Annotated in this window: 16 protein-coding genes and 2 tRNA genes; 15 read left to right on the forward strand and 3 right to left on the reverse strand. The window is 55.5% G+C overall.

Annotation, left to right across the window (positions count from 1 at the left end; all coding sequences use genetic code 11):
- Positions 1-1,011 precede the first annotated feature (1,011 nt).
- The 3 genes from AUR04nite_RS06330 (at position 1,012) to metG (ending at position 6,721) form a co-directional block, all read left to right on the forward strand.
- Positions 1,012-3,714 (forward strand): Mur ligase family protein, encoded by a 2,703-nt coding sequence (locus AUR04nite_RS06330; protein WP_141363097.1) that lies wholly within the window; start codon positions 1,012-1,014, stop codon positions 3,712-3,714.
- A 395-nt stretch (positions 3,715-4,109) separates the two neighbouring features.
- A complete protein-coding gene (locus tag AUR04nite_RS06335) occupies positions 4,110-5,114 on the forward strand; it encodes an NYN domain-containing protein (RefSeq protein ID WP_141363099.1) in 1,005 nt (334 codons plus the stop codon).
- 56 nt (positions 5,115-5,170) lie between these two features.
- Positions 5,171-6,721 carry a methionine--tRNA ligase gene (metG, locus tag AUR04nite_RS06340; protein ID WP_141363101.1) on the forward strand — a complete coding sequence of 517 codons (1,551 nt, stop codon included), beginning with the start codon at positions 5,171-5,173 and terminating at the stop codon, positions 6,719-6,721.
- Between the two features lie 100 nt (positions 6,722-6,821).
- On the opposite strand, the gene AUR04nite_RS06345 is transcribed toward metG, so the two are convergent.
- Positions 6,822-7,514 (reverse strand): response regulator, encoded by a 693-nt coding sequence (locus AUR04nite_RS06345; protein WP_141363103.1) that lies wholly within the window; start codon positions 7,512-7,514, stop codon positions 6,822-6,824.
- Positions 7,515-7,520: 6 nt separating this feature from the next.
- The gene (locus tag AUR04nite_RS06350) at positions 7,521-8,741 is read right to left on the reverse strand and encodes a sensor histidine kinase (protein ID WP_246055407.1); all 1,221 of its coding nucleotides are present in this window, start codon (positions 8,739-8,741) and stop codon (positions 7,521-7,523) included.
- A 189-nt stretch (positions 8,742-8,930) separates the two neighbouring features.
- Between AUR04nite_RS06350 and AUR04nite_RS06355 the strand changes: the two genes are divergently transcribed.
- The 11 genes from AUR04nite_RS06355 (at position 8,931) to thiL (ending at position 20,401) form a co-directional block, all read left to right on the forward strand.
- Positions 8,931-9,989 (forward strand): 3-isopropylmalate dehydrogenase, encoded by a 1,059-nt coding sequence (locus tag AUR04nite_RS06355; RefSeq protein WP_141363107.1) that lies wholly within the window; start codon positions 8,931-8,933, stop codon positions 9,987-9,989.
- 114 nt (positions 9,990-10,103) lie between these two features.
- Positions 10,104-11,198, forward strand: coding sequence for a branched-chain amino acid aminotransferase (locus AUR04nite_RS06360; protein WP_141363109.1), 1,095 nt, complete (start codon positions 10,104-10,106; stop codon positions 11,196-11,198).
- A gap of 78 nt (positions 11,199-11,276) precedes the next feature.
- Positions 11,277-12,347, forward strand: coding sequence for a UDP-glucose 4-epimerase GalE (gene galE / locus AUR04nite_RS06365; protein WP_141363111.1), 1,071 nt, complete (start codon positions 11,277-11,279; stop codon positions 12,345-12,347).
- Between the two features lie 49 nt (positions 12,348-12,396).
- On the forward strand, positions 12,397-13,161 hold the full coding sequence (locus AUR04nite_RS06370; protein ID WP_141363113.1) for a fumarylacetoacetate hydrolase family protein: 765 nt from the start codon (positions 12,397-12,399) through the stop codon (positions 13,159-13,161).
- A gap of 113 nt (positions 13,162-13,274) precedes the next feature.
- The gene (gltX, locus tag AUR04nite_RS06375) at positions 13,275-14,780 is read left to right on the forward strand and encodes a glutamate--tRNA ligase (protein ID WP_141363115.1); all 1,506 of its coding nucleotides are present in this window, start codon (positions 13,275-13,277) and stop codon (positions 14,778-14,780) included.
- Between the two features lie 17 nt (positions 14,781-14,797).
- On the forward strand, positions 14,798-15,562 hold the full coding sequence (locus AUR04nite_RS06380) for an HAD family hydrolase (protein ID WP_218024640.1): 765 nt from the start codon (positions 14,798-14,800) through the stop codon (positions 15,560-15,562).
- Positions 15,563-15,670: 108 nt separating this feature from the next.
- Positions 15,671-15,742, forward strand: a tRNA-Gln gene (locus AUR04nite_RS06385).
- Between the two features lie 46 nt (positions 15,743-15,788).
- Positions 15,789-15,864 (forward strand) — tRNA-Glu (locus AUR04nite_RS06390).
- 83 nt (positions 15,865-15,947) lie between these two features.
- Positions 15,948-17,735, forward strand: coding sequence for a dynamin family protein (locus AUR04nite_RS06395; RefSeq protein ID WP_246055409.1), 1,788 nt, complete (start codon positions 15,948-15,950; stop codon positions 17,733-17,735).
- Positions 17,732-19,375: a GTPase gene (locus AUR04nite_RS06400; protein ID WP_141363120.1), complete on the forward strand. Its 1,644-nt coding sequence runs from the start codon at positions 17,732-17,734 to the stop codon at positions 19,373-19,375. The genes AUR04nite_RS06395 and AUR04nite_RS06400 overlap by 4 nt, the downstream gene beginning before the upstream one ends.
- 6 nt (positions 19,376-19,381) lie before the next feature.
- Positions 19,382-20,401: a thiamine-phosphate kinase gene (gene thiL / locus AUR04nite_RS06405; protein ID WP_141363122.1), complete on the forward strand. Its 1,020-nt coding sequence runs from the start codon at positions 19,382-19,384 to the stop codon at positions 20,399-20,401.
- A 32-nt stretch (positions 20,402-20,433) separates the two neighbouring features.
- On the opposite strand, the gene AUR04nite_RS06410 is transcribed toward thiL, so the two are convergent.
- Positions 20,434-21,159 carry an IclR family transcriptional regulator gene (locus AUR04nite_RS06410; RefSeq protein WP_141363124.1) on the reverse strand — a complete coding sequence of 242 codons (726 nt, stop codon included), beginning with the start codon at positions 21,157-21,159 and terminating at the stop codon, positions 20,434-20,436.
- Between the two features lie 113 nt (positions 21,160-21,272).
- Here AUR04nite_RS06410 and leuC point away from each other — a divergent pair, with 113 nt between their 5' ends.
- Entirely contained in the window at positions 21,273-22,721 is a 1,449-nt protein-coding gene (gene leuC / locus AUR04nite_RS06415; protein ID WP_141363126.1) for a 3-isopropylmalate dehydratase large subunit, read from the forward strand.

Consider the following 22,721-nt stretch of genomic DNA (forward strand, 5'->3'; position numbering starts at 1 on the left):
TCGACGGTCTCCCTGGCCTTCAGGCGATCACAGTTCTCGACCGACTTAGGCTACCATCTTGACATTACCGGCGTGATATCCGAAACGACTTTACTTTCTCTGGAGCAATGGGAAATCGGCGAGCTTTTCGTCTGGGGCGGAGGGAATGGCCTCTGGCAACTTTCGCAAGCCAGGACCTTCATGTAGTCGAATGGGTTACGTTCGAACACTATTAGTAGTCAAAATTTCATATATCGAATAGGCTTTTCCGCTTCAGTGTGCGCCAATTAGATGGCGCTCATCTGGGAACATTGGCGCTGAGCCCTTAACTTGAAGAATCAGAGTCTGAGGTGCGCTTCTGAGCTGCCGCTCGGAAGCTGAAACATCACGAAGTGATCTAGTCCATCGGCTCAATCGCAGTTTCACTAGTGAGTATTTGTCTCTTTGGAGCTGTGATAATGGTAGTTCAATTCATGAGATCCGCATCTGAAGCTGTTGTTGACCTGTAAGTTTCCACAAAAAATCGTGAGTTGTGATCGTCGTGAATGGTAGGTACTTGAGTTCGCGCCAACGGTATTAGATTTGGGCAGCCAATCCCCATATCGGTTAGTCGGAATCTTTTGTGGACGGGTGCATATCGAAGGAAATCCTTGTAAGGCGTTCCCTGAAGGGCTGCCCAAGGCACGAAAGCGGAGCGTGTCGAGTCGAGCTTCATTGAGTCCTGCAAGCATGATTCCGTAGAACGGGGTCGCGAGTGCTGTGATTTAGGGAGCTAAAGAGCGTTCTTGAAGCTACAGGACCCAGTATTCCCAGTAAAACCTGCCTAGTCATGGCGGCTGTCTATCTGATGATGAGCAATTTTATGAGGTGAATGGGTTGTGGCGTTCCAGTCTGGAGCTGCAGTCTGCGATAGAATTACTACAAATCCGTGACGATGTGGGGACCGTCGTATCAATTGGGCACCATAATGTATTGCGCATGTGACAAACCCGGGCAAGGGCTTGCTGACAGGACGACTCCATCTAAGGCGATTTGCGCGAAACCAGTCAGTTTGTCACCCAGCTAGTTGCTATTTTGGCGCCCTTCACACTATTAGGAAGCACTGCTGCCATGGACGCTTTAGGGACCGCGCTGTCTGAGAACATTGAGGATTTGGTTCGGCAATTCTCGATTGAGGAACCACGATTTGCGATGCAGTATCAAAATGCGTCATTGGAAAAGGTTCCAAGTAACTTCTATTTGGATCCTATTTCAAATACTTGGAAACAAGTAGAACCGTCTGCTATTGGTGAGGCGAATCTCATTCTGGCGGGTTCATTGATGTATGACAGATTACTGGAATCGTATGCAAATGTGGGAGACCGGTTTCAATTTCGTCACCTATTTGGCGGACTTCGAGACGTTCTGACTCGCGCGGATTTGTCGGTGGGGAGTCTGGGCGTTGCCGTTGCGGACATGTATCCGACAGTTAGCCGAATGACTCACACCCTATCGGGTCGGGGGCACTATTCAAACGCACGCGTCGAATATCTTGACGGTATCAGGTTCGGTGGCTTTGACGCATTAGCGCTTGCGAACGTGCACAATCTCGACGCTGGGGCAAGGGGCGCACTTGCAACAGAAGCCAACGTTTTGGCACGTGGAATGGTTCCTGCAGGATTAGGTGTTCATGAAAGCCCACTGTTTGAAGTAAACGGCATCAGCATAGGGCTCGTTTCATTTAGCGCAGCGATTAATCTGCAGAGCACTCTTACAGACGACGGTCGCACGAAGCTCGTAAGGGAATTTGCCCAAGAACGTGCGCGGTTGGAGATTCAAGCGTTACGTGAACGAGGTGCTAAATTCATTATTGGATATCTCGACACTCAGTCGAACGATCGTCGATATAAATTGAATGATCGCGAGAGACTAGCGCGTGAGTTTGCCGAAGCTGGGGCTGACTACATCGTTTGTACAGAGCCGCGGACGATGTCCCGATATTCAAAGTTTCGTGCCAGCGATGGGCGAGTCGTGCCAATTGCTTCAAGTCTAGGTACCGTTCTAGCTGGAATTGGGTTGCCCTACACGAGAGTTTCTGCCTTGTTGTCAGTTACGATTCGTCAGCGTGAAGACGGTGCCATTGAATATGAGGATTCATATATCCCAATCGGGCGCCAGGCGTATGACAAAGGCGGACTATCGCCAGTGGCGGTAGCGCATCAGTTCTACGCGCATCGTAAGTTCGATTCAGCCGCAGGCATGGAAGTTCAGCAAAAAGCAGAAAAAATCCTTGGGAGCGAAATCGGTTTGAATGGGCAACGCCGAATTTCTAACGTGACTCCGGTTCGCCCTCAACTGACCCCTAAGGAAATCTCGCAACTATTGAGTGTGCAATTTTCGCCACGAGATCTCAAGATACTAGGAGATAGGCTTGAAAAGGCAGTACCAGTAGTCGCAACTCCGGATCTTCTTAATGAAGACGTTTGTGCTGTATCAATGACTTATAAACGTGGAGAGTCTAGCCGCAACTTCTTCAAAGGAATTAGCCATGGTCAGGTGATAGAGACGTCCCCTGTAATGGCAATCGCGACAAAGTCATTGAAGGGTGTGCCGACTTTGATCGTAGAAAAGCCATGGGATGCTTACATGCAGCTCATTAAGGCTGTGCGCGATTGGTATAACCCATTTACTGTCGCTGTCACTGGAACTGCTGGAAAAACTACGACCAAAGACATGCTTGGTATGGTATTTCCTCGGGCTGGGCAAACCATGCATATAACTGGAAATGGAAATACGGAAATTCGAGGAGCTGCATCAATCATGCGGCTATCGCCGAAAGACCGCTATTACATTCAGGAAGTGCATGGTGCTACTCCAGGCTCATCGAAAGCACATTCTGAAATGGTTAAACCTGACGTTGCTATTATCACCTCGATCGGTGAAGGCCACCTCGAACAGATGGGCACCATAGAGAACATTGTTCAAGGGAAACTTGAGATTGCGGATGGCCTGACTGAGGGTGGTGTTCTTGTACTCAATAATGACAATGAATACTTGAAATCAGTTGATCCAGCTGTGAACGTGATCAGATATGGAATCGATGACGAGTCAGCCGATTATCGGGCGATTAATGTGCGTACCGTTGGCGAATCTATGGAATTTGAAGTCGTGGAACCTGGAGGTGACCGACATTTTGTGCGCTTGAATGTTTTGGGAAAACATAACGTCAGCAACGCTTTGGCAACCTTTGCGGCCGCGCGCCAAGCCTTGATTCCGGCACACATTATCATTGCCGGATTGTCGCGTTATCGCCCATCTTCTATTCGGCAGAACGTGATCGAAACTGGTGGATATAAAGTCTTCTTGGATGCGTTCAATTCGAATGTATTGTCCATGACTTTGGCTGTAGAGACTCTCCAGTCATTGGAAAATCCGCGTCCAGGTGGTCGACGTGTGGTTGTTATGGGTGATATGGGGGAGCAGGGCGATAAATTCGTCGAAAACCACCAATTGATTGGGGACAGGATTGCTAAATGTCTTGTTGACCAGTTCTTTGGGATCGGAGAAGGCGTGTCACATACTGCGGATCGTCTCCGCAATTCTGAGATTCCGGTGTTCCATACGATGGACCCTGAGGAGCTGATTCGGGCGCTAAGCTCAGAATTGCGTCCGGGCGATGTCATTTTGTTCAAGGCGTCCGGCGCGGTCAATCTGACGAAGCTTGTAGTCTATCCACTGTTTGGGGTTATTGCATAATCGTCACTAGTTAACTTGTTGGAAGTCTTGAGTTAGATTATCGAACCTATCTGCAGGAAATTCTAATCCAGCAGTACGAATATTGTAGTCCACTTGGCCCCCTTAGTCGCTTTCCTCGTATTGCGTTTATGGGGGCTTTGGTGCCTATTTAGTTAATGAAACAAGTTGTTTATTAGTGCTGTTAGGTTTCAACTAAAATTATGCAATCGGATTAGTGTATCGATTTAAGTGGTATTGGCATGCTCTCGCATGGATCCCCGGTTCATTGCTCCTGTTCTTGCTAGAACCGCGCATGTCGTCTCCAAACGGATGAATCTTAATACTTGAAGAAAGTTGTAAGTGTGTTACAACAGCCGAAGAGTTGAATGATGTATACGTACAAGTAGGATCGAAGTATGTCTAATCAAACTGCAATTTTTATCGATGCCGGGTTCTTATTGTCCTTAGGCGGCCATCGCGCTGCTGGTACAACATTACGGTCTGCTTTTACTACGCATTATGAGTCTTTAGTCCGGGGCATCGTGCAAACGGTGAAGAAGAATACTGGCTTGAGTAACCTCCGCGTCTATTGGTACGACGCGTCTAAGGACGGTTTATTTACTGAACAGCACAAGCGCATCGGCCTGATTCCTGGCGTCAAAGTCCGCCTTGGACGAATCTCGTACAACGGGGAGCAGAAGGGGGTTGATCTCCGCTTGGCTCTTGATCTTGTCGGGGTTGCTCGAACAAGGGCCGCGTCTGTGGCTTATCTGGTTTCGGGTGATGACGATCTTGCGGAGGCAGTTGAAGAAGCCCAAGACCTTGGAATGAAAGTAGTCCTCTTAGGAGTTTGCAAGGCGAACAGCCGGCTCGGAGTTGCCTCGGTGGCCGAGCACCTGGCTTTGACGGCAGATTGTATTGAAACGATTCCTGATCAGCTGCTGGATTCTGCGTTCACGAAGGTCATCGAGTGGGACCAGACTCATTCTGAAAAATCTGCATTGATTGCGAATGCTACTGAAGTCCCGGAATCTCCGACTCCGCGCAGTTCAGTGCCCACGCCAGCAGTCATGGGCAAGAAGAACGTCCCCACTGTTGTTCCCGAGGCACCTGTGCCTTCTGAGATCGTTTATTCAAGCGGAACCGATCGTCAAGGCTACCAAGGCAGTGCAGCTTACGAGCAAAAAGAATTGGCAGTGGCTGAAGAGATTGGCGCCAAGGTGGCCGAATCCTGGTTGGCGCTGACCACGCAGGCTGATGTTGTAGAGATTCTGGCCGATAAGCCACAGCTCCCGCCTGAGATCGACCGAACACTGCTCAAGGACTGCGCGCAGGTGCTGGGGGAGTGGAAGACCGATCAGCAGAAGATTCGTCGGGTCCTGCGCGGAGCTTTCTGGGACTACTTGGATCGTCTCATGTGATGTTCTTCGTTTACGCGTAATCGGTATTCCCAACTGCACTAAGGTAAATTTAGAACGTGACTTCTCAGCAGAAACCTTTCTACGTAACCACTGCAATCTCCTACCCGAATGGCACTCCTCATATTGGACATGCCTACGAAGTCGTCTCGGCCGATACGATGGCTCGATTCAAGCGACTCGACGGGTATGATGTTTTCTTCATGACCGGCACCGATGAGCACGGTCAGAAGATGATGCAGACGGCAGAAAAGGAAGGCATCACTCCAGCCCAGCTGGCACAGCGCAATTCTGACGCTTTCCAGGCAATGAATGACGAACTGGGCACCAGCTATGACCGGTTCATTTGCACCTCGGACGCGGACCACCATGCCGCGGCCCAGGAATTGTGGCGCCGTATGGAAGCCAACGGAGATATCTACCTAGACAAGTATGCCGGCTGGTACTCAGTGCGTGACGAAGCCTTCTACACCGAAGAGCAGACGCACGTTGGTGAAGATGGAGTTCGCTACTCTACCGAAACCGAGACCGAAGTGACCTGGACCGAGGAGGAGTCCTACTTCTTCCGTTTGTCGAAGTACCAGGACAAGCTGCTTGCCTACTACGAAGCCAACCCCGATTTCGGGGCGCCGCGTTCACGATTCAACGAAGTAATTCGTTTCGTCGAAGGCGGCCTGAACGACCTTTCGATTTCGCGGACAACATTTGACTGGGGTATCCCAGTCCCGGGAAATGAAAAGCACGTCATGTACGTGTGGGTCGACGCTCTGACAAACTACCTCACCGGAGCGGGTTTCCCGGACGTGGATTCGGCTTCATTCCAGAAGTACTGGCCAGCTGATGTCCACATCATCGGCAAGGACATCTCCCGATTCCATGCGATCTACTGGCCTGCATTCCTCATGTCGGCCAAGCTGGAGCTGCCAAAGCGCGTCATGATCCACGGGTTCCTGCATAACAACGGCGTCAAGATGTCAAAGTCGCTGGGAAACACTGTTTCGCCTGACGATTTTGTGACCCGCTATGGCTTGGACCAGGTCCGCTACTTCTTCCTGCGCGAAGTTCCATTCGGCGCCGACGGAAGCTACAACCATGAAACCATCGTGGCACGCATCAACGGCGACTTGGCCAATAACCTAGGCAACCTTGCGCAGCGTTCCTTGTCCATGGTGGCAAAGAATTGCGGCGGCGTGGTTCCTTCTCCCGGCGCACTGCAGGATGCCGACAAAGCAATCCTTGAAGCCGCTTCCAGGCTGTTGGAGATCAACCGGGAAGCATACGACCGCCAGGAGTTCAGCCGCGCGCTGGAGGCTATTTGGCACGTACTGGGCGATACCAACGCCTACTTCGCCGAGCAGGAGCCTTGGAAGCTCAAGAAGACCGATGCCGCCCGTATGGAGACTGTTCTCTATGTGACTATCGAAATCGTTCGCCAGGTTGCCATTTTGCTCCAGCCAGTGTTGCCGCAAGCCATGACCTCGCTACTCAGCATCCTTGGCGTCGGCGAAGGTTCAGCACGCAACTTCGAGAACTTCGATACCGCGTTGGTTCCAGGAACTGAACTTCCTGCACCTTCACCGGTCTTCCCCCGTTACGAAGAAGAAAAGTAGCCGATACTTTTCTCAAACGAGTAAGGCACGGTCTGACTCCGAATTATTCGGAATCAGACCGTGCCTTACTCGTTTGTCCAGATTCGCTGGCAGGCCGGCGTTACGGGCTGACGATTCCCGTCTGGTAGGCGATCACAACTGCCTGGACCCGATCCCGGGCGCCCAGTTTGGCCAGAATATGACCAACGTGAGTTTTGACGGTTGCCTCGGACAAGAAGAGATGCTCGGCAATTTCCGGATTGGACTGGCCTGCAGCGATCAGTCCAAAGACTTCACGTTCGCGAGGAGTCAAAGAATCCACCAAGCTCATCAACTGGTCATCGGGTTGTGAAGTAGAACGCTTGAGGATTGGAGCCATATGATCCAGCAACCGTCGTGTAGTCGACGGAGCGATGACTGCGTCGCCGCGGTTGACTGTTCTAATTGATTCCAGCAGTTCTTCTGGCGGGGCATCCTTGAGCAAGAACCCGCTGGCACCGGCTTGTATAGCGCTCAACGCGTACTCATCCATATCAAAGGTAGTCAGCACGATCACCTTCGGACCATCAGCGGCTTTCTTGGCTGGATCCAAAATTCGTTCGGTCGTTTGTATTCCGTCAAGTTCCGGCATGCGTACATCCATGAGGATCACATCGGCCTGTTGAAGCACTGGCGAAGCCAGTGCTTCTCTGCCGTTGCCGGCCTCGGCAATGACGTCCATGTCTGGCTGTGAATTGATCAGCATGCGGAAGCCGCTGCGCACCAGCAACTGGTCGTCAACCAGTGCGACTTTGATGGTGTCGCTTGAGGTCATGAGCTTTTAGTCCTCTGAATAGGGGATAAATACGGATACGGTAAAGCCGCCGCCAGTTCGCGGCATCGCGCTACAAGTTCCATCGTATAGGGCGACGCGCTCTTGCATGCCTCGCAGGCCTTGTCCTGGGCCGTTCATCGTCAACGTTCCGGCCCCGCGGCCGTCGTCTTCGACGTGCAGCGTCAGCCCACGCATGGTCCATGCCACCTGTACCGTTGCTTTGGCCCCGGGGCCAGCATGCTTGATGACATTGGTCAGTGATTCCTGAACAGTTCGGTAGGCAGTTAATTCCGCTCCGGCCGGCAGTTCTTTGCGAGGGACTCCTCCAGACTGGAAGGCTACTTCTAGCCCTGCGTTTTCGGCGTCCTGGATCAGATCCGGGATGTCTTCCAAAGTCGGCAGCGGTCGGTTTTCCAGTTCTTCGTCTGTTCGGAGGATCCCCAGAAGCCTTCTCATCTCGCGCAGTGAAGAGCGGCCGGTGTCGGATACTGTCTTGAGCGTATCTATGGCGATCTGCGGATCATTTGCCGCCGCATAGCGGGCACCGTCCGCCTGGGTGATGATCACTGAGAGCGAATGGGCGACAATGTCGTGCATCTCGCGAGCAATGTGGTTGCGCTCATCGGAGGCGGCAAGATCTCTTTCAATGACACGTTCTTTTTCGAGTCGTTCGGCATGGTCTTGCAGCGCTTTCATTGCCAGCCGGCGGTTCCTTGCTAGGTCGCCGAACGTCCACGACACAGTGACGACCAGTGCTAGGCCGACAAATGAGATCACCATGTCAAAGGTCAGGCCTTGATGGCTGTCGGGGTTATAGGACGAGCTGTTGAAAATGCTGGATGTCGCCAAGAGTGCGCCGAGGAACCCCAACCCGAGTGTTGCGAAAGACTGCCAACGCTTGCCATAAGCGGCCATGGTGTAAATCATGATGGGCACCGACAGCTGCGAAGGCAGCATGAGGCCTTCGAACGCCAGCTGAAGCAGGTGGCCTGCAGCAATAATCACCGTTGCGGTCATGGGGTGCCGTCGGCGCATCATCAGGGGAGCGGTTTGCATCAGGGAGATCGCGACCAGCGAGAGTGCCGAAGCAATTGATGTGCTCAGTCCGAAGGTCCCTGCAATGAGCAAGCAGAACAGCGTGAAAAGCAAGCCAGTAGCAAAGTCCACCTTGTTCGGGTTGGAGCGTATCCAATTATCAATTCGACGATGTGGATTTGAAAGGATCAACGGCTTCCTCAAGAACGTGCGGGTCTGTTCCGTGAACTGAAAAGAACTACGGCGGTAAACCTAGTTTAGTGAGGCATGGGGACACCTGTCCTCCCACCAGAGTCTGAAGTTTGGGACTCCACCAACGCCAATATCTTACTATTTGAGACAGACTCTCAAATGATGGACGTTATTCGTTAGTCTTAATTCATGGGAAACGTTTTTGAGATTGCAGTAATTCCAGGCGACGGCATCGGCCCTGAGGTCGTGGCAGAAGCAGTCAAGGTGTTGAACTTCGTCACCAATGGCAGCGAGAACAAGGTCAACCTGACCGAATACAAGCTGGGTGCCGAGCATTGGCTCCAGACCGGAGAAACTCTCCCGGATGAAACCTTGGAAGCCCTCAAGAAGCACGATGCGATTCTCTTCGGTGCGGTCGGCGCGGCACCCGGCGATACGCGCATTCCGTCGGGATTGATCGAGCGCGAAATGCTCCTGAAGCTGCGTTTCTCATTGGACCACTACGTCAACCTGCGTCCGTCCAAGTTGTACCCCGGTATCGAGAGCCCGCTGGCAAACCCGGGGGAGATCGACTTCATCGTGGTGCGTGAAGGCACCGAGGGCCCGTATGTAGGCAATGGCGGATCAGTCAGGACCGGAACTGAACACGAAATCGCCACCGAAGTATCGATCAACACCGCATACGGTGTCGAGCGTGTAGTCAGGGACGCTTTCGCACGGGCTTCCAAGCGCGAGCGCAAGCACGTGACGCTGGTGCACAAGCACAATGTCTTGGTCCACGCAGGCCATTTGTGGCGCCGCACTGTCGAAGCAGTAGCCTCCGAATACCCAGAAGTGACTCACGACTACCTGCATGTGGATGCGGCAACAATCTTCATGACTACCGATCCATCGCGCTTCGACGTCATCGTGACCGACAACCTGTTCGGAGACATCCTCACCGATCAGGCCGGCGCCATTACCGGCGGCATCGGGCTGTCGGCGAGCGGCAACATCAACATGGACCGCACCTATCCATCGATGTTCGAACCGGTGCATGGCTCGGCGCCAGATATCGCGGGCCAGCAGAAGGCCGACCCTACCGCGGCGATCTTGTCTGTTGCGCTGATGTTGGACCACCTCGGATTGTCAGCCGAAGCTCGCACGGTTGAGCAGGCTGTCGAAAAGGAGATCACATCACGTCAGGAATTGACAGATCACCGCACTACACGCGAAATTGGCGATGCAATTGTGTCCCTGCTGGCATAAGCTAAATGTGATGTTTCCGATTAGCGCATAATCGGCAGCAAATCCACAAACGGGTGTTCCGCTACTGATGTGGGGCACCCGTTGCTCGTTATTACACAAGGAAGTCCAAAGTAGATGGAATTCACCGAAAATCTCTCAGAGAATCGCAAGAGCGCCGAGGAACGCGCAAGCGTTCTAGCAAACCCGGGTTTCGGGGACTTCTTTACGGACCATACTGCCGTTATTGACTGGACCGCAGATGCCCAGGGGCACAATGGCCAGTGGCATGATGCCCGCATCGAGCCATACGGCCCGATCAGCATGGACCCGGCCGCTTCCGTATTGCATTACGGCCAGGAGATCTTTGAAGGCCTCAAGGCCTACCGCCACGAAGACGGCTCGGTATGGACGTTCCGCCCCCACGCCAACGCTGCCCGCCTGAACAAGTCCGCAGCGCGCTTGGCGCTCCCGCAGCTGGATGAAGAAGCGTTCGTCGAATCACTGCGCAAGCTTGTGGCTGCTGACATCGACTGGGTGCCGACTGGTGACGGCGAGGCCCTGTACCTGCGTCCATTCATGATCGCCACCGAAGCATTCTTGGGCGTTCGGGCCGCTCGCGAGGTTTCCTACCGCGTGATCGCCTCTCCGGCAGGCAACTACTTCGGCGGCGAACTCAAGCCAGTGGCTATCTGGGTTTCCCAGCAGTATGCCCGCGCTGGCCGCGGCGGAACCGGCTCGGCAAAGTGCGGCGGCAACTACGCCGCTTCTCTGGTGGCCCAGCTGGAAGCCGAGGAGCACGGCTGCAAGCAGGTCTTGTTCCTCGACCCGTTCAACGACAACGCGGTTGAAGAGCTTGGCGGCATGAACGTCTTCTTCGTAACCAAGGACAACAAGCTGGTTACCCCGGCGTTGACCGGTACCATCCTGGAAGGCGTCACCCGGTCGTCGGTGATCCAGCTGGCCAAGGACCGTGGCCTGGAAGTTGAAGAGCGCAAGATCACCTTGGATGAATGGCGCGATGGCGTCGCCAGCGGTGATATTGCCGAGGTCTTTGCCTGTGGCACCGCAGCGGTGATCACTCCAATCGGCGTGCTGAAGAACGGCGAAGAGCTGATCGGCGACGAGAATGCCAAGGCCGGCGAAGTGACGATGTCTATTCGTGAGGAGTTGCTCGGCATCCAGCGCGGCACCGTAGAAGATCGTCACGGCTGGCTGGAGCGCCTAGTTTAATAAGTTTTAGTTTCATGCGAATTGCCTGTACAACTTGTTTGTGCAGGCAATTCGTACTTTGACGATGGGAATTTAAAGATGCATGTGCTGGTAACTGGGGGAGCCGGTTATATTGGATCGCATACGGTGCTTCAATTACTCGAAGAAGGCCACCGAGTTTCTATAGTGGATAACTTCTGCAATTCATCACCAGAATCAATTCGTCGCGTGCTGAAGCTGACGGGGAAAACAGCTTCACTTCACAAGATTGACCTCTTGGACGAGCAAGGTCTGCACGATCTATTTGCGCAGCTGAAGCCGGACGCGGTGATTCACTTCGCCGGCCTGAAGGCCGTGGGGGAGTCGGTAGCCCAGCCGCTGCGCTACTACCGAAATAATGTCACCGGAACCATCAATCTTCTTGATGCCATGGAAGCTGCTGGCTGCCGCCGCATTGTCTTCAGTTCTTCGGCAACAGTTTATGGAGAATCTGACGCATTGCCATTGGCCGAAACGACACCGCGTTCAGCGACTAATCCCTACGGCCGGACGAAACTTCATATCGAAGAAATGCTTGAAGAATTGGCAGCCGCCGACAAACGCTGGTCAATTGCGAATTTGCGGTATTTCAATCCAGTAGGAGCTCACGAATCAGGTGAAATCGGAGAAGACCCGCAAGGAATTCCCAACAACCTGATGCCATATGTTGCACAAGTCGCGATTGGCAGGCGTGAGAAGGTCAACGTCTTCGGCGGCGACTACCCCACGGTGGACGGCACCGGCGTGCGCGACTACATCCACGTAGTCGATCTTGCAGCAGGCCATCTTGCGGCGCTGGAATACCTTTCGAAGACCACCGGGGCGCACATATGGAACCTCGGCACCGGCCAGGGGTCCAGTGTGCTTGAAGTCGTTGAATCCTTTGCGCGGGTTTCCGGCCGGCCCGTGCCCTACGAAATTGTCGACCGCCGCCCTGGCGATGTCGCCGAAAATTATGCCAACCCAGAAAAGGCGCGATTGGATCTGGGATGGAAGGCTGAACGCGGGCTTGAACAGATGGTTGAAGATATGTGGCGCTGGCAGAGCATGAACCCGACGGGCTTCTCTGAAATCGACACCGATGAGCTGACAGACGAAGAGCTGGTCGATTTTCTTCGCCGTGATCAGTAGAATTCCCCGGTGAGTGTGCAGGCTAACGCGATGAGATTGAGGATTTAGATTGCGTATTGCAAGATTTGTTGTTGACGGCGACCCGATGTACGGAGTGGTCGAAGGAGAGAACGTGCATGTTCTCGCCGGGGATCCTTTCTTCCAAGGCGTCAAGACCACCGGCGCCGTGCACCCTCTGGATGATGTCCGCCTGGTCGCACCGATCATTCCGCGCTCCAAGGTTGTGGGGTTTGGACGGACCTACCGCGAACATGCCAAAGAACTGGGCAACGAAGTTCCAGCAGAACCGCTGATGTTCCTCAAGCCCAATACTTCCGTGGTGGGCCATGGCGAGCCTGTAACCCTTCCGTCCTTCTCCCAGGAAGTGTCTTTTGAAGGCGAGCTAGCTGTGGTGATCGGTCGCATCTGCAAAGATGTTCCGGCGGAAAAAGCCAAGGATGTAATCTTCGGCTACACCATTGCCAATGATTTGACCGCCCGCGACGCCCAGCGTTCCGACCCCCAGTGGGCCCGTGCCAAGGGCTTCGACGGCTCCTGCCCGCTCGGTCCATGGATCGAAACTGAGCTGGATGACCCGGATGACATTGCCATTGTCACCCGGCTCAACGGCGAAGTCCGCCAGGACGGCTCGACCAATGAGATGATCTGGCCCGTTGCAGAACTCGTGGCGCGTGCTTCCGAGGCTTTTACTCTGCTACCCGGAGATGTCATCATGACCGGTACGCCAGCAGGCGTGGGACTTGTAGAAGCTGGCGATGTAGTAGAAATCGAGCTTGAAGGTCTAGGCGCCCTGCGTTCGGTTTTCCGCAGATAGCCTCAGTGGCAGTTCTTGGAATGATCCTGGATAAGGCTCCGCATCAAATGTGATGCGGAGCCTTGTCCATAGTGGTGCACGGCGCCGGGCTGAAGGCATAGAATGAAACCATCATGATTGATCTATCGCTGATTCCTTCCGTGACCGAAGAAACTCCGGTTCGCGTCCGTTTCTGCCCATCGCCTACCGGTACTCCACACGTTGGCCTGATCCGTACCGCCCTGTTCAACTGGGCCTACGCACGCCACACCGGGGGCAAGCTCATCTTCCGCATCGAGGATACCGATGCGAAGCGCGATTCCGAGGAAAGCTTCAACCAACTTCTCGATGCGCTGTCATGGCTGGGCATCGACTGGGACGAAGGGGTCAACGTTGGCGGCCCGCATGAGCCTTACCGCCAGTCGCAGCGTTCGGACATCTACCAGGATGTCATCGCAAAGCTGCGCGCGGCCGGCCATGTCTACGAGTCCTACTCCACCCCTGAAGAAGTCGAGGCCCGCCACAAGGCCGCTGGCCGCGATCCAAAGCTTGGCTATGACAACTTCGACCGCGAGCTGACCGAGGAGCAGATCGCAGCGTTCAAGGCAGAAGGCCGCGAACCAGTTCTGCGTGTACGCATGCCAGATGAAGACATCACTTTCACCGACCTCGTCCGCGGTGAGATCACCTTCAAGCCGGGAAGCATCCCCGACTACGTAGTAGTCCGCGCCAACGGCCAGCCGCTCTACACCCTTGTCAACCCGGTTGACGACGCGCTGATGGGCGTTACCCACGTGCTGCGCGGCGAAGACCTGCTGTCCTCGACCCCGCGACAGGTTGTTCTCTACTCTCTGCTGCATGACATCGGTGTTGCCGATTACATGCCACGCTTCGGCCACCTGCCATATGTCATGGGCCAGGGCAACAAGAAGCTGTCCAAGCGAGATCCGGAGTCGAGCCTCTTCCTGCACCGCGACCGCGGCTTCATTCCAGAGGGCCTGCTGAACTACCTTGCGCTGCTGGGCTGGTCGCTGAGTGCCGATGAAGACATCTTCAGCCGCGACCAGTTGGTCGAGGCATTTGATGTTGCCGACGTGCTGTCCAACCCTGCACGCTTTGACGTCAAGAAGGCTGAAGCCATCAACGGTACGCACGTGCGCATGCTTGAGGCAGCTGACTTCCGCGACCGGTTGATTCCGTACCTGCAGGCTGCAGACCTTGTCGGCGAGGTGCTGACCGACCGCCAGAACGAGATCCTCGATGAGGCAGCTCCGCTGGTCCAGGAACGCATCACCTTGCTGGGCGAAGCAGCGGACATGCTGGAATTCCTCTTCAAGTCTGATGACGAGATTGTCATTGCCGATAATGCCTTGAAGGGCATGCCCGCGAACCTTGTTGAGGTCGTCGAGGCTTCTGTCCAAGCGCTTGAAGGCATCCAGGACTGGAACGCCGAGTCAATCCAGGCAGCATTGCGTTCAAAGCTGATCGATGAAATGGAGCTGAAGCCGCGCCAGGCCTTCGGACCGGCACGTGTTGCAGTTTCGGGCAAGAAAGTTTCCCCGCCGCTGTTCGAGTCCATGGAAATTCTCGGCCGAGAATCAAGCCTCAACCGCCTCCGCGCGTTCGCTGCTTCGCGCTAAGAACTGAGCACAGCTTCGTGTTGAACCCTTCAGATGCCTTGGATGCCTTCGAAATCGGAGGCATCCAAGGCATCCTTTTTGACATCGACGAGACGCTCGTCGACCTGAAAACAGCTTCGATTGCCGGTTTCAAGCAGATGGTCCATGCAGACTTTGCGGGGCTGGGCGGCCAGGAAATTGACTTGATTGCCCGCGACTTCGCGAATGACCGCGTCGGTGCCTATGACAGATACATGGCCGGCGAACTGACGTTCCTTGGCCAGCGTGTGCTGCGGCTGACCTACGCCTATGAACAGGCGGGCCTCAAACCTCCGCGGCACGAGGAATTCGAGGCGTGGGCAGATGCCTATGAGCTGAAAGTTCGTGCCGGCTGGAAGCCTTTTCCAGACGTCTTGCCGTTTCTGAATCAGCTGGATGAGCTGGCGATTCCGTACGGGGCTGTCAGCAACAACGTCGAAGAGTATCAGCGCGGCAAGCTGGTGGCCGCTGGAATTCCCGGATTTGAAGTAGTGGTCGGTTCGGATACGGCTGGCGCCCCGAAACCTGACAAGGCACCGTTCATCTCAGGTTGCCTGGCCTTGGGCACCGAGCCGGCGAAAACGTTGTACATCGGAGATAACCCGTTGACAGACTACCAGGGCGCAGTTGACGCCGGCCTTCAGTCACTCTTATTGGATCGTGGTTCAACTCACAGGAATTTTGCTGGGCATCGGATCGAGAATTTTAACCAATTTGCATCGTTTTACGTTGAAAATCCGGGGTTTTTCGCTGAACTGGCCTAGCGTTCCCGTCGATTTGTGCTCAGTTAAATTCCTCTGTATAGTTGTATCTCGTGCTGAAGAGCGCAGACGGGAAGCATTCAATGTTTTCGGTCAAGCTCCAAGTCACATTGGGATATGGTGTAATTGGCAACACAACGGTTTCTGGTTCCGTCATTCTAGGTTCGAGTCCTGGTATCCCAGCGCTCCATCAAAGCAATTTGATGGGCTGAGAGCAATCTTGGCATACGGCCCCATCGTATAGCGGCCTAGTACTCCGCCCTCTCACGGCGGCAACGCGGGTTCGAATCCCGCTGGGGTCACCAACAAAAAGCCACAGTTTCGACTGTGGCTTTTTCATTTAATCACTGGTAAATCAGCACCGCATCAGAAGAATGCCCAGCAAATAGTGCAAGATGGTCTCATGGCCGCAATTTTTGATCCGGGACCAGCAAAGAAGACGAACCAGTCCGCTGAAGACTCCGACTATGCAGCATCGATCACTTCCAGCCTTGATGGACTGCGAAATGCGCTGGAGCAAACAACATTGCTCTCAGCTGGCACTGCAGCTACCCACCCCAGTGAAGTGCTGCGGATCAAAAGCATTCATCAGATTTCTGATTACCTGATTCCTCGTTTGTCGAACCTGAACGCACCACTGCTCGCGGTGGTCGGCGGCTCCACCGGTTCTGGGAAGTCCACCCTGGTCAATTCACTGCTCCAGGACCAGATCAGCATCTCAAGCGCGGTTAGGCCCACAACCCGAGTACCCGTTCTGGCCCACAATCCAGCTGATACAGCGTGGTTTGACGACCAGCGCATCCTGCCGGACCTGCGCAGGGTCCAAGCCGAAGGTGCTGAACGCGCAAGCACGACTGCTGGCAAAGGCAAAGTGCTGCTGACCCCCAACAGCAGGGTTCCGGCAGGCATCGCTCTGCTTGATGCGCCGGATATCGACTCCATCTCGGAAGACAACCGCGCACTATCGGCGCAACTTCTCAACGCCGCGGATCTATGGATTTTCGTCACGACGGCAAATCGTTATGCCGATGCACTTCCCTGGGAGTTGCTGACGGAAGCCGGGGTGAGAGATATCACAGTGTTTGTCGTCCTCAACCGAGTTCCTCCGGGCGCGGATGCCGAAATAGCACCCGACTTGCGCCGGCTGCTTGCCGAGCACCAGCTGGATCCGTCGCGTCTACATGTCATCCCCGAGGTGGTTCTGGATGCAAATGGATTCATCCCAGCAGAATTTGTCCAAGACCTAAGGCTGTGGATTGAATCTCTGGCGAGCGATGCGCAGGAACGCCAAAGAATCGCCGCTCAGACCCTTGACGGTGCACTTAAACGGACCACCGCGGATGTCGGGGAGCTTTTGGCCGAGCTTCGGGACCAACATCAACAGCTCGAAGACCTGACACAGGACGTGGAACACCGCTTCGGCCTGGCTTTGAAAAGGGCCACTGATGCACTGAATGATGGTGCGCTGCTGCGTGGAGAAATCCTGACCCGATGGCAGGACTTCGTCGGCACGGGGGACCTGCTCAGGGGCATTGAAGGCGCCGTTGGACGGGTCAGAGACCGCATCGGTTCCTTCTTCTCAGGCAAGCCCCCTGCCGAGCGCCGGGTGGAGCAAGCGATTGAAACAGGCTTGCACACGATTTTTGTCTCCGAGATCACTTCTGCATGCAAAGACACGGAACTGGTGTGGAAAAATACCCCAACAGGCCAGGCGCTGCTCGAAAACTTGCCTGCTGCCGGCCCAGCGGCTGACCTAGAAGAGCGGGCCGCAACGTGCATCCGCGAATGGCAGAACGATGTCCTGTCCATGATCCGCCAAGAAGGCTCGGGCAAACGCAAGAGCGCAAGGATTGCAGCTATCGGCGTCAATAGCGTGGCAGTCATCCTGATGGTCGTGGTTTTTGCTTCCACGGCAGGCCTGACGGGAATCGAACTCGGCATTGCGGGCGGTTCGGCCGTCGTGGGCCAGAAGCTGCTTGAAGCAATATTCGGCGAGGACGCCGTGCGTCGAATGGCCGCCAAGGCTAGGACCATGCTTCACAACCGGGCAAAGGAGCTCATCAGCAACAGCTCCAGCAAATACCTGGACACTATTGAAACTAATGAACAACCAGAAATTATTTCCCAGCTAACAACCTTTGTCCGCAGCCAAGGGCAGAAAGGTCAGCACTCGTGAGCGAACGAAAAGTCATTCGTGCAAGATCCAGCCTGAATGAGCAGATCGATGCGCTGGTTGAAGCGTTGGAACTAGGAGGCCAGTACCTGGCTCCCGAGCTGGTTGAACATGGCGAACAAGTCCTGTCCCGGGCGGAGTCACGCCGCGCATTGTCTTCTGAGCATGTAGTCATTGGCCTTTTCGGAGCGACCGGTTCAGGAAAGTCCAGCCTGTTTAATGAACTAGCCGGCGCTGACATTGCACGAACCGGCGTGATTCGCCCGACGACCACAAAAACCGTTGCGGCCATATGGGGAGCCGAAGGCTCAGGCGAGCTGCTTGACTGGCTGGACATCGACCAGCGGCATGTGGCCGGCTCGGAGAATCCTCCATCGCTGCTCACCCAGAGCCTCAAACGCGGCGAGGGTCTGATTCTTCTAGATCTTCCAGACATGGACTCCACCGCTGTGGAACACCACGCCATCTCTGAACGTCTGAGGTCTCAGGTGGATTTCATGATTTGGGTGCTGGACCCCCAGAAATATGCTGATGCATCCATCCACCACGGCTACCTGCTGGATATGAACAGCTATCAGGGGCACCTGCTGGTTGTGCTGAACCAGATCGACAAGGTCCCCGAATCTGAACGCCAGCTAGTCAAGGAATCTCTGGACGGCATCCTGAAAGCCGAGGGGCTAGCGGATTCACTCGTGATGACTGTTTCGGCGCAAACCGGCGAAGGCTTGCCAAAATTAGCTGCAGGCATTCAAAAAGCCTGTTCGAATCGTGCGCTTGCTACACGCAAGCTGAAGACCGATGTTGATGGAGTCGTGGAAAGCTTGGCTTCCGAGCTCGTCGTGATCAAGGTGCGGATGCCCTCCAAACTTGATCAAGCCGAGCTGGAAAAGACTATTTCCCACGCACATGGAGTCCAGCTCATTGCCGAAGCCGTACAGCACTCCTACCGGCTTCGCGCTTCGGCAAGTACAGGATGGCCGCTGACCACGTGGCTTGTCAGGCTCAAGAGCGACCCGCTCAAGCGTCTGAACCTTGGCCGGGCCAAAGAAAATCCTCAACTTGCCACGACTTCTCGCGGCCCGCGGTCGGCGGCGGAGTCTTCGGCAATCAGTCTCGGCATTGACAAGTACGTAGCCACGGCGGCTGAAGATCTTCCCCAAGGGTGGAAAGATCCGCTCGGCGCCGAAGTCGCGGCACAGTCAGAACGCTTGGATCAAGAAATTGATACTGCCATCGCTACTACCGAACTGGGCATCGACAAGCGCTCATGGTGGTGGCCGGCAACCAAATTTCTGCAGTGGACAGCCCTCGTCGTTGCGCTGGCAGGAGCTCTGTGGCTCGCCGGGATGGCAGTAGCCGGCTACCTGCAATTCGACCTGCCGCCAGCTCCCAAAGTCGAGGGAATCGCCGTACCGACGCTCATGTTGATTATCGGGATTCTCCTAGGAATCGTTCTCGGCCTGTTGGGGTCATTTCTCAATCGAATGGTCGCTAAGATAAAAGGAAAGCGTGCACAAAAGAACCTCGAACGATCAGTTTCGATGGTTGTGCGGCAGCTCGTCGTGGGACCTGTCGAAACGCATCTGGACAAGTACAACAGCTATGCGGCCTTAGTTGACAAGGCTGCGCAGAAAGCAGATTAAGTCTCTGTGACCATTCGTCAGACCAATGAAATCCCTACCGTGAGCGAACTTGGCGAGCAAGGCATTTTGGATGCAATGCTGCCCCTGCTCTCGACGCGAAAAGCCAACTTGGGTCCTGGTGATGATGCAGGTGCGTTGAAGGTCAAGGGATCTGAGGTTGTCGTCTCTGTGGATACCTTGGTTGAAAACCAGGATTTTCGCCAGGCGTGGCCCAGCGGCTTCAAGCACAAGGCATTTGACGTGGGCTGGAAGTCCATTGCCCAGAATGTTTCTGATATCAACGCCATGGGCGGCGTGCCTACCGGCGCGGTGGTTTCCCTGTCGCTGCCGGGAGACCTCAGCGTTGAGTGGGTCAAGGACTTGGCCGCCGGCATGAGCGCAGCAATCGAGGCATTGGGTGCGCAGGACTTGGCGATCGTAGGTGGGGACCTGGGCCGGTCCACGGAGATTTCCGTAACGACAACAGTGCTAGGCGAATGTCATCATGGCAAGGTGCTGCGCACCGGTGCGAAGCCTGGCGACAGAATCGCCGTCGCCGGCCGCCTGGGTTCGGCCGGGGCAGGGCTGGCAGTGCTTGATTCGAGCAAGCAGTGGCAGACCTGGAACCGTTCGGTGCGCCGCCTCGTGGATGCACAGTGCCGTCCTGAACCGCCTCTTGAATCCGGTCCGCGCGCCGCAGTAGCTGGCGCAACTGCCATGATGGATATTTCCGATGGCCTTCTGCGCGATGCTGTTCGCATGGCCAAGGCCAGCAAGGTGAACTTCAACTTTGATTCGACTGCCCTTGAGTCGTTTAAGGCTCGGTTGGAGCCGGCAAGCTTGTGGCTCAAACAGGACCCGATGACCTGGGTGCTTGAAGGCGGAGAAGACTTTGGACTGCTTGCAACCTTCCCTGCTTCGGTGGAGATTCCGGAGGAATTTACCGTGATCGGGCAAGTCCAGCAACAGGCGGGACGGCGTTCACTGACCAAGATCGACGGGGAAGTTGTCAACGGATCCCGAGGATTCGACCACTTCAGCTCTTAACGCGTTGGGCAGGCAGGAAACTGCCTGCCCAGTCAGGGCCTTTCGTTCTGTACTCGCAGCAGTTCCGAGAGCTCATGCGCCGCTGCGACGACAACTTCGTGATAAATCTTCCCCGGCTGACGGGTGAGCCGTTCAATGGGGCCGGACATGGACAGGGCGGCAATCACACGTCCCGACTGTCCTCGAACTGGCGCTGAGACCGAAGCAACGCCTGGTTCGCGTTCACCCAGCGACTGGGCCCATCCGCGCCGCCTGACGCCAGCCAAAATGGTTGGGGTGAAGCGTGCATGGTGCAGTCCTTCGATCATGCGTTCGTTGTCTTCCCACGCCAGAAGCACTTGGGCGGCCGAACCCGCTTTCATGGACAGCTGGGTGCCCACCGGAATAGTGTCGCGCAGTCCTACAGGTCGCTCGGCGCTGGCAATGCACACGCGGAACTCACCCTGCTTGCGGAAAACCTGAGTGCTCTCGCCGGTCTGGTCTCGAAGCTTGAGAAGAATGGGACCAGCGGCGCTGACCAGACGGTCTTCGCCGGCGGAGCTGGCCAGCTCGACCAGCCGGCTACCCAGCTCAAAGCGGCCGTGCATGTCCCGTCCGACAAGCCCGTGGTGAGCTAAGGACTGTGCGATGCGATGCACTGTCGGCCGTGAAATCTGCGTGAGCTCGACGAGCTGTGAAAGTGTCGTTGGTCCGTTTTCCAGCGCATTCAGAATTGCCGCTGCTTTGTCGAGTACGCCTACGCCGCTACCAGTTGTCATAGTTCAATTGTCGTATCTCAGTATTTGAGATTCAAGTCCGCATACTGGAAAAGTCCTTCTGTGAAGTGTCAAAGTTGAGGTATCAAAAGTACGTAGCTTGAGGAGTGTGTCGCATGTCTGCAACGCAAACGCCACAGACATTGGCAGAGAAGGTATGGAACGCGCACGTCGTTCGCCGTGGTTCGGGCGAGGGCGAGTCCCGCCAGCCAGATCTGATTTACATTGATCTTCACCTTCTGCACGAGGTGACCTCCCCTCAGGCTTTCGAAGGTCTACGGATTGCCGGCCGCAAGCTGCGCCGCCCGGACCAGACCATTGCCACCGAGGACCACAACACGCCTACGCTTGACATTGACAAGCCGATTGCTGATCTGACGAGCCGTACCCAGATCAATACCCTGCGTGAAAACTGCAAGGAATTCGGAGTCCGCCTCCACTCGCTGGGTGACAAGGAGCAGGGAATCGTCCACGTGGTCGGCCCGCAGCTTGGACTGACCCAGCCAGGCATGACTGTCGTGTGCGGCGACTCGCACACCTCCACCCACGGTGCCTTCGGCGCCTTGGCCTTCGGCATCGGCACCTCCGAGGTCGAGCATGTCATGGCGACCCAGTCGTTGAGCCTGAAGCCGTTCAAGACCATGGCCATCAATGTTGAAGGCACTTTGAAGCCGGGTGTGACGTCCAAGGACATCATCTTGGCAGTCATCGCCAAGATCGGCACCGGCGGCGGACAGGGCTATGTCTTGGAGTATCGCGGTTCGGCGATTCGCGCACTGTCCATGGATGCCCGCATGACCATCTGCAATATGTCGATTGAAGCAGGTGCCCGAGCAGGCATGATCGCGCCGGACCAGACCACCTTTGACTACGTCAAGGGACGCCCGCATGCCCCATCGGGCGAGGACTGGGACGCGGCAGTCGAAGACTGGAAGCAGTTGCACTCTGATGAAGGCGCCCAGTTCGACGCTGAGGTGTTCCTCGATGCTGACACCTTGGAGCCGTTCGTCACCTGGGGTACCAACCCGGGCCAGGGCGTCTCGCTGTCTGACCGGGTGCCAGCGCCCGAAGACTTTGAGGATGAAAACGACCGCAAGGCCTGCGAGCGTGCACTGTCCTACATGGGTCTGACCGGCGGCACGCCGATGAAGGACATCCGGGTTGACACCGTGTTCTTGGGCTCGTGCACCAACTCGCGCATGGAAGATCTGCGTGCGGCAGCGGCGATCATCAAGGGCAAGGAAAAGGATCCTAACGTCCGCATGATTGTTGTTCCTGGCTCTGCGCGAGTTCGACTCGAAGCGGAAGCCGAGGGGCTTGACCAGATTTTCAAGGACTTCGGTGCTGAATGGCGTTTTGCCGGCTGCTCCATGTGCTTGGGAATGAACCCGGACCAGTTGGCCGAGGGGGAGCGCTGCGCATCCACGTCGAACCGAAACTTTGAAGGCCGGCAGGGCAAGGGCGGCCGCACCCACTTGGTATCCCCATTGGTTGCCGCCGCTACGGCGATCCGCGGCACCCTCTCATCTCCAAGCGACCTCGCAAATACCCCGGTTGCGGTCTAG

The sequence above is a fragment of the Glutamicibacter uratoxydans genome (genome assembly GCF_006539925.1).
Lineage (GTDB): Bacteria > Actinomycetota > Actinomycetes > Actinomycetales > Micrococcaceae > Glutamicibacter > Glutamicibacter uratoxydans.